Raw genomic sequence first — 7,869 nt, forward strand, 5'->3', positions numbered from 1 at the left:
TTTCTCGTTTTTCTTGATACCTGTATTACGCAATTTCCTAACCGGACAATGCTGATCTATCGTGAAATTCTGATTGTCGCAAATCCCGATGAATTAAACCACAGGGCAGCACAAGAATTTGTTTCCCGGGCTGATAAGGCAATACAGGCAAAAGGATTTTTTACCGTCGTATTATCTGGCGGCTCAACTCCCAGGGGACTTTACACAATGCTGGCCAGCGATTTATACCGGGAGCAGGTGTCGTGGCCGGATGTTTATCTGTTCTGGGGAGACGAACGCTGTGTTCTGCCGGACCATCCGGATAGCAATTATCGTATGGCCTATGAATCACTCATTTGCAGGGTGCCGATTCCGAAAGAGCATGTTTACCGGATACCAGCGGAACATGAAGATCATACTCAAGCGGCAATGGAATATGAACACACCCTGAAGGCATTTTTTCATCTGAACGAAGGAGAGATTCCCCGTTTCGACCTGATTCTGCTTGGCATGGGAGATGACGGGCATACTGCTTCGCTTTTCCCATTTTCCTCTGCACTTGACACAACGAGTCGTTTAGTCATTCCCAATTACGTCGGGAAGCTTGAGACATACCGCATCACCTTAACGGTGCCCGTAATTAACCAGGCAGCGGAGGTTATGTTTTTGATCTCGGGGGAATTAAAAGCCCCGGTGCTAAGAGAAGTTCTTGAAGGTGATTACCAGCCACGGAGACTACCAACACAATTCATACAGCCAGTAAACGGAAGGCTTTTGTTTATTGCAGACCACACGGCTGCCGGTAAACTTACTCAAATCGGAGATTAGCTACACAGGACAAACACCAGGTACTTATCGTTAATTAAAGGAAGAAAACATATGCCCAGAGATATACCCGTTGGAAACGGCTCGATGTTGGTTACTTTTGATCGTAAATATCAGATCCGGGATATCTATTATCCTTACGTAGGGAAGGAAAATCACACCATAGGTCATCCCTGCCGGATGGGTATATGGGTTGAAGGGCAATTCAGTTGGCTGGGAGATGAATGGCAAACAACCTTACGATATAAAGAGGATACCCTGGTAACGGATGTAAAGGCCAGGAATGACCGGTTAAAAATTGAACTACAGATATACGACACGGTGGACTTCCACTTAAACATCTTCGTGAAGGAAATCGTGGTCAGGAATCTGGAAGGAAGGGACCGTGAGGTACGATTGTTTTTCAACCATGATTTTCATATATGTGAAAATGAAGTTGGGGATACGGCGTATTATGACCCGGATACGCGGGCAATTATTCATTACAAATCCCAGCGGTATTTCCTGATAAATTGTTGTGACCCCAACAAATGCGGGATAGACCATTTTGCAACCGGAATTAAGGAGGTCCATGGCGCTGAAGGGACATGGAGGGATGCCGAAGATGGCGTCTTAAGCGGTAATCCTATTACTCAGGGTTCGGTCGATTCAGCTCTTGGCATTAATCTCCAGATACAGGCTTATGGTGAAAATGTTGCGCATTATTGGATTGCAGCGGGAACGAGGTACAGTGAAGTCGTAAAGCTCAATAAGGATATCTGGGAGAAAACACCGGAAGAGCTGATCCGGCGCACCGAAAACTACTGGAAACTGTGGGTCAATAAGGAAATGTTTAACTTTTACGATCTCCCCCGGCATCTTGTTTCTTTTTTTAAGAGGAGTCTGCTGATCATCCGGACACAGATTGATAACAATGGCGCCATCATTGCGGCAAATGATTTTGATATTGTCCAGTTCGGGAGAGATACCTATTCTTATATGTGGCCACGGGACGGCGCCCTGGTTGCGAACGCCCTTATTAAATCGGGATACATGGATGCAACGAAACGTTTTTTTCAATTTTGTGCAGACGTTATTTCTAAAGACGGTTATCTGCTCCACAAATATAACCCTGATCGCTCCTTTGCCAGCTCATGGCACCCCTGGCTCAAGGATGATAAAAAGAGCCTTCCCATCCAGGAAGACGGAATAGCGCTCGTCATTTGGGCGCTGTGGAATCATTACGATGAATTCAGAGATATTGAATTTGTAAAACCTTTATACCGCAACCTGATCGTCAATGCGGCTGAGTTTATGGTCAAATTTAGAGATGAAGAGACCGGCTTGCCGCTCAATTCGTACGATTTATGGGAAGAACGTTATGGGGTGCATACCTTTACCGTATCGGCGGTTATTGCAGGTTTACGGGCTGCAGGTGAATTCGCCCGTGCATTCGGGGAATACAAACATAGCGATAAATATCATGACACCGCTGATAAAATGAAGGACGCCCTGGTAGCGCATTTTTACCATAAGGGAGAAGGTCGGTTTGCAAGGATGGGAAAAAGGACGGAAAAAGGGTATGAACTCGATATGACGGTTGATGCAAGCCTTTTTGGTTTAACCGCCTTTGGCGTCTTTAGTCCGGAAGTACCGATGATCGGGTCAACGATGGATGCTGTAAAGGAAAGACTCCGTATAAAGACCCCGGTGGGGGGAATTGCCAGATATACCAACGATTATTATCATCAGGTGAGTCGTGATATAGAACGTGTGCCTGGAAATCCGTGGTTCATTTGCACCCTGTGGCTGGCGGAGTACGAAATTATGCATGCGAAAAATTTGGCGGAATTAAATAATACCTTGCCCATTCTGGAATGGGTAGTGGATAAATCCTTGCTATCAGGTGTCCTTGCGGAACAGGTTGATCCTTACACCGGCGCACCGCTGTCCGTATCACCTCTTACCTGGAGCCATGCAGCTTTCGTTACGACCTTGATGAAGTATATGGAAAAACGAGAGAAGCTCATTTTGTGCCCCGGATGCGGCAATTCAGCGTTTTATATGCATCGTCATGTCCAAAAGCCATGCAGTGCCTAGTGTCTTCCCAAAGAAGCTCAACATTTTAACATGACTATAAATAAACCACCTCTATTAGAATTCAAAACCCTGGCAGGGTTGATTCATAAATTTCATGCTGCAGGTTTTCTGTTCTCAGACTCGGCCAGAGTGGGATAGTTTCAAGCCGTGTAACGGTTTCCTGCGTTGTGGAGTATGCCGGGACTTTGGTGTGAGTCTTTGGCATGATGGCATGCACTGGTTCAACCTGCAAGATTGAACCAGTCCTGATGCAACACCCGTCTCACCACCCCGGGTTAGGGTTAGACTTGATCAGGCAAACCGTACTCGACCACTTTGATCGTGCCGTTGAGTGCTGGTGCCATCTGTTTAAAATTTTTATCTGCCTCTGTTCTTTTAATGGAATAAGGAATTCTTCACAATTCGTGGCTTTACGATTTTTCCTTTTTGTGCACCTGAGTGACCAGGAAATTCTGAATTCCCATGTCCTTGATTTGCTGGAGATATGTTTCCAGGTCATCGGCGTGCTTTTCTTCATCAAGGAGGATGTGTTCAAGCAACTCGCGTGAACCGCCGTCGGCTTCTTCAATGCACAGGTTGATAGCCTTTTGGAGCCTTTGAATGGCAATCTTTTCGAGCCCATAGTCATTCTCGGCTTGTTCTTTTACCGTACTTCCCACATTGATCTTATCAAGTTTGGTGATAATAGGGATGCCTTCTAAAAACAAAATACGTTCAATCAGGATTTCCGCATGTTTCATCTCTTCCACCGCCCTCTTTTCACCATCCTCATAGAGAAGGAGATAACCCCAGTTTTCACACATCTTGGCATGGATAAAATATTGATTAATAGCGGTAATTTCTGCCGTAAGTGCTTCATTAAGCACTTCAATGACTTTTGCGCTTCCCTTCATTAAAAGCCTCCTTATGGTAAAAAATTATTATCTTACTGGCATAGATAAGAAAAGTCTCTTATCTTGACCCCCACTCACAAAGGCTCGGAGCATTCACCTTCCTGACTTCGCTGTGCAGAAAGGAATCTGGCGTCGTTTATTTATACGCTGTTGCATCACCTTTGGAATATATAAAATTGACATATTTCTTACATTATAATAAAAAACACATTATAATTCAGCATCTGCTAATTGCAAAGTAGATTTTATTTTTGTCTAGGAGAAAAAAAATTGACTTTAATTACATTATGTAATAATCTAATTGAAATTTGGCGATTACGTTTTTTTGTGAATAAAGAGCCGATACATGCCATATAGTATCACAATTTCATGAGTTCATTTTGATATAGCATACCTCTTAGAAGGATAGAATATGGGACTTATTGTGCAGAAATTTGGAGGCACTTCGGTTGCTAATGCAGAGCGCATTAAGGCCGCTGTAAAATGGATTGTTGAGGCATACAAAGCAGGGAATCAGGTCATTGTCGTGGTCTCTGCAAGGGGTCAAACGACTGATGAACTAATTGATCTTGCCCGTGAAATAACCGATAGCCCATCGACGCGCGAAATGGACATGCTTATGTCTACGGGTGAGCAGATTTCCATTGCCCTTGTGGCCATGGCCATCCATGCCTTAGGCTATCCCGCAGTCTCTTTTACCGGTGGCCAGGTTGGGATCGTCACTGACAGCTATCATACCAAGGCGCGCATCCAAAACATCAATGCACAACGTATCAGAAAGGAATTAAACCATGGCACGATTGTGATCGTTGCTGGATTTCAGGGGATTGATGCAAATGAAAATATAACTACCCTTGGCCGGGGCGGTTCAGACACCACGGCGGTAGCCCTGGCTGCAATTATGAAGGCAGACCGGTGTGATATTTTTACCGATGTGGATGGAATTTATACGGCCGACCCAAGAAAAGTTCCTCACGCGCGAAAACTCGATAGGGTATCGTACGACGAGATCCTGGAGTTGGCGAGCCTGGGCGCGCAGGTGATGCATTCCCGTTCTATTGAATTTGCAAAGAAATATGGTGTTCCGCTGTATGTCCGTTCGAGTTTCAATACCAGAGAAGGAACGTTGATTTGTAAGGAGACGGAAAAAATGGAAGATATTGTCGTAAGTGGCGTTGCAGTCAGCAAGGATGATGCAAAGATTACGATCCGGGCGGTGCCTGACGTTCCGGGTCAGGCGGCGAAGATTTTTCATGAGATTGCCAGAAAAAATATTAATGTAGACATGATTATACAAAACGCCAGTATTGAGGGACGTGCCGACGTAACGTTTACGGTGCCAAGAAGCGATCTGAGAGAGGCGTTAAACGTTGCAGAAAAGATTAAGAAAGATCTCGGAGCCAGAGAGGTCTTGCATGACAGCAAGATAGCAAAGCTTTCTGTCGTTGGAATCGGCATGAGGAGTCATTGTGGTGTGGCAGAAAAGTTGTTTAGCACACTGGCATTTGAAAAGATCAATATCCAGATGATCAGCACCTCGGAAATCAAGATTTCGTGTGTCATCGATGAAGCGCACGCAGATCGCGCCTTACGGGCAGTCCATACCGCCTTCGGCCTGGACAAAGTGGAAAAGGAAGAAGTTGTAAAAGTTTAAAATATTCTTTTTAATTAGGCTGCCTTTAGCAGCGCTTCATAGTCCCCCTTTATTGGCAGAACAAGCGTCCCCGCATGTGATGATGGTGTCAACCGCGGACAGCAGCTCTGCCTGTGGGACAAATGAGTGCTTCAGTATGTTATACATCCCCGTATTCTCCTCACTTTCTGGAGATAACTCAAAAGATTAAAGTTTCCTGTTATAGAAATATGAAAAAACAACGATATTCAGTCATCACCTTTCTATCCGTGCTTTTCGTAATAAATTCGTGTGCTACAAAGAGACCCATTCTTTCTCCCAATGACCATCTTACTAAGATCGGGGTTGAAGCGGCTGATAAAGATATTGATGATTGTATTCAGCTTGCAAAGACGAATATTGGTAAGTACAGCACGGAGAAGAAGATTGCCGAACAGACCGCTATGGGCGCAGCAGTGGGTGCGGCGTCAGGAGCTGCGGTAGGGGCAATTGGCGGAAATGTTGGGTGGGGTGCTGCCTCAGGAGCTGCCGGAGGCGCCGCCGGTGGTTTGATATATGGCTTATTTAAGGCCAGGGATCCCGATCCTTTGCTTAAACAATATATTGAAAAATGTCTGCACGAGAAGGGATACGACGTTATCGGATGGAAATGAGGATACGCCCTTTTTTTGCGTCCATCAGAGTTTCCGCAACAATTTAGATTTTTGAAAGACTTCTGTGCTAATGAGGATATCATGCATGGAAGAGGTAATGTATGGGTTGTTTCTATACTCAAAGAATTCACCATTGGCGAATATTCTGAATTGACAAACAGGGTGGCACGTGCAACCTCCGTTTGTCCGTGTGGAACCAGCACAACGTTGTTTGTGAAACATCCATTTTAAAATAGGGATAGACGCTCAAGTCTGATTATTGTAAGTGCAGAGTTTTTTGCAATACGACAAAAACAGAGACAAGCGCCGCTTATCTGTGCCACCCCGGTAGATCATGGTATGTCTGTATCATGTTTATAATTCACAAAGTGTGCGCCTCTTGAGCATGCAGATAGTCGCAGAGATGATCTCATCTGAGGTTATTTCTCAAAACACGGAATTGATACCTTTTGTTTATTTTCATACAGGAATTTTCCCGCGACATCGGGCTGTAACAAATTTACATCGAGGAGAACAATTATGGAAAAGAGATACGGTGCACTGATACTGGTCGTGGTATTAACGACAAGTACCGTCTACGGGGGGTTTCTCAGTAACCTTTTTAAAAAAGGAGATGATGCTAATTCGGTTGCAGGTCTTGATGAAAGCACGGTTATATCGGGGCTCAAAGAGGCCCTGTCCATTGCAACGGATAAGACCGTAACTTCTCTATCTGCGCTTGACGGTTATTTTTCCAATAAGGCAGTCAAGATTCTAATGCCTGAAAAGATACAGAAGGTTTCAGATACTTTAAGGAAATTTGGATTCCAGAAGCAGGTTGATGACTTTGTCCTGAGTATGAACCGGGCAGCGGAGAAAGCGGCGCCGGTTGCCAGGGGGTATTTTATTGATGCGATAAAACAGATGACTTTCAAGGATGCTATGAAAATTTTAGATGGTGGAAATACGGCAGCAACTGATTTTTTCAAAGAGAAAACCTATGACAAGCTTTACGACTCATTTAGGCCGACGATTTCTGAGTCTATGGATGAGGTGGGCGTTACCAGTTTTTATAAGGATATGATGGGGAGATTCACATCGATTCCTTTTATGACCGCAACGTCCGTTGACCTTGATGATTATGTGACAACAAAGTCCCTTGACGGGCTTTTTTATACGATCGGGCAGGAAGAAAAGAAGATCAGAAAAAATCCTGCTGCACGAATCACAGACCTCCTGAAGGAGGTATTTGGAAAGAGTTGATTTTCATCATCCGGCAAAACTTCTTTATGAGGCGCTTTTGCGATTGCCATTATTTACTATGGCCATTATTGTTTAATTCCCGACATGCATTGATGAAATGATTTGTGATAAAGGACCCTCCTCCCCTATTTTTCATTCAAAATCTTCCCAAAAGATCTTTGCCAAATCTGCGGCAAAATCCTTTAAGCCCATCGTTTTCCTCCTATGACAGGTGATATCTTCCCTTCCGTCTGTTTTTCCTTACACGTTATATCTTCGGTTACAGGGTGCCATCAATTTCGTCATGATGATTCGGCAAGCTCATTATGCACGGCACTACGCCCTGTTTGCCCATATTGTTTGAATAGACACGCGGATTTGAAATAAATCACACTGACAAATAACGTTTGTCAGTGCCACCCTATAACGCACTTAAATAAAATGAGAATCCCGATACAATAAATTTAAGTAACTATTCAGCGAAACGGATGGTGAGAGAGAATATTTTCTCAGAATAGTTAGGAGCCGATAGGGAAAACGGGCAGACGGGAAAATCCCGAAGGGATGACATGATTATAGAGAGAGA

The 7,869-nt window shown here is 44.3% G+C and carries 7 protein-coding genes; 6 read left to right on the forward strand and 1 reads right to left on the reverse strand.

Going from position 1 to position 7,869, the window contains the following annotated elements; genetic code table 11:
* Together pgl and BIY37_RS01440 are read left to right on the forward strand one after the other, a co-directional pair.
* Nucleotides 1-807: 6-phosphogluconolactonase (pgl, locus tag BIY37_RS01435; RefSeq protein ID WP_315850099.1), on the forward strand; the 807-nt coding region annotated here is incomplete at its 5' end.
* A 51-nt stretch (nt 808-858) separates the two neighbouring features.
* The gene (locus BIY37_RS01440; RefSeq protein ID WP_070066068.1) at nt 859-2,883 is read left to right on the forward strand and encodes a glycoside hydrolase family 15 protein; all 2,025 of its coding nucleotides are present in this window, start codon (nt 859-861) and stop codon (nt 2,881-2,883) included.
* 410 nt (nt 2,884-3,293) lie between these two features.
* On the opposite strand, the gene bfr is transcribed toward BIY37_RS01440, so the two are convergent.
* Complete coding sequence (gene bfr / locus BIY37_RS01445) at nt 3,294-3,776, reverse strand: bacterioferritin (protein ID WP_070066069.1); 483 nt, start codon at nt 3,774-3,776, stop codon at nt 3,294-3,296.
* A gap of 412 nt (nt 3,777-4,188) precedes the next feature.
* On the opposite strand from bfr, the gene BIY37_RS01450 reads away from it, so the two are divergent.
* From BIY37_RS01450 to BIY37_RS01465, 4 genes are all read left to right on the forward strand, one after another.
* Nucleotides 4,189-5,430 carry an aspartate kinase gene (locus tag BIY37_RS01450; RefSeq protein ID WP_070066070.1) on the forward strand — a complete coding sequence of 414 codons (1,242 nt, stop codon included), beginning with the start codon at nt 4,189-4,191 and terminating at the stop codon, nt 5,428-5,430.
* A 209-nt stretch (nt 5,431-5,639) separates the two neighbouring features.
* Nucleotides 5,640-6,062 (forward strand): glycine zipper family protein, encoded by a 423-nt coding sequence (locus BIY37_RS01455; RefSeq protein ID WP_070066071.1) that lies wholly within the window; start codon nt 5,640-5,642, stop codon nt 6,060-6,062.
* An 81-nt stretch (nt 6,063-6,143) separates the two neighbouring features.
* Entirely contained in the window at nt 6,144-6,293 is a 150-nt protein-coding gene (locus tag BIY37_RS13320) for a hypothetical protein (RefSeq protein WP_179129214.1), read from the forward strand.
* 288 nt (nt 6,294-6,581) lie between these two features.
* Nucleotides 6,582-7,304 (forward strand): DUF4197 domain-containing protein, encoded by a 723-nt coding sequence (locus tag BIY37_RS01465; RefSeq protein ID WP_070066073.1) that lies wholly within the window; start codon nt 6,582-6,584, stop codon nt 7,302-7,304.
* The last annotated feature ends 565 nt before the right edge of the window (nt 7,305-7,869 follow it).

The sequence above is a fragment of the Candidatus Brocadia sapporoensis genome, from assembly GCF_001753675.2.
Lineage (GTDB): Bacteria > Planctomycetota > Brocadiia > Brocadiales > Brocadiaceae > Brocadia > Brocadia sapporoensis.

Coding starts and splice junctions, on each gene's coding strand:
- BIY37_RS13320 (WP_179129214.1), top strand. CDS start 6,144: ATGCATGGAAGAGGTAATGTATGGGTTGTTTCTATACTCAAAGAATTC.
- BIY37_RS01450 (WP_070066070.1), top strand. CDS start 4,189: ATGGGACTTATTGTGCAGAAATTTGGAGGCACTTCGGTTGCTAATGCA.
- BIY37_RS01440 (WP_070066068.1), top strand. CDS start 859: ATGCCCAGAGATATACCCGTTGGAAACGGCTCGATGTTGGTTACTTTT.
- BIY37_RS01465 (WP_070066073.1), top strand. CDS start 6,582: ATGGAAAAGAGATACGGTGCACTGATACTGGTCGTGGTATTAACGACA.
- bfr (WP_070066069.1), bottom strand. CDS start 3,776: ATGAAGGGAAGCGCAAAAGTCATTGAAGTGCTTAATGAAGCACTTACG.
- BIY37_RS01455 (WP_070066071.1), top strand. CDS start 5,640: ATGAAAAAACAACGATATTCAGTCATCACCTTTCTATCCGTGCTTTTC.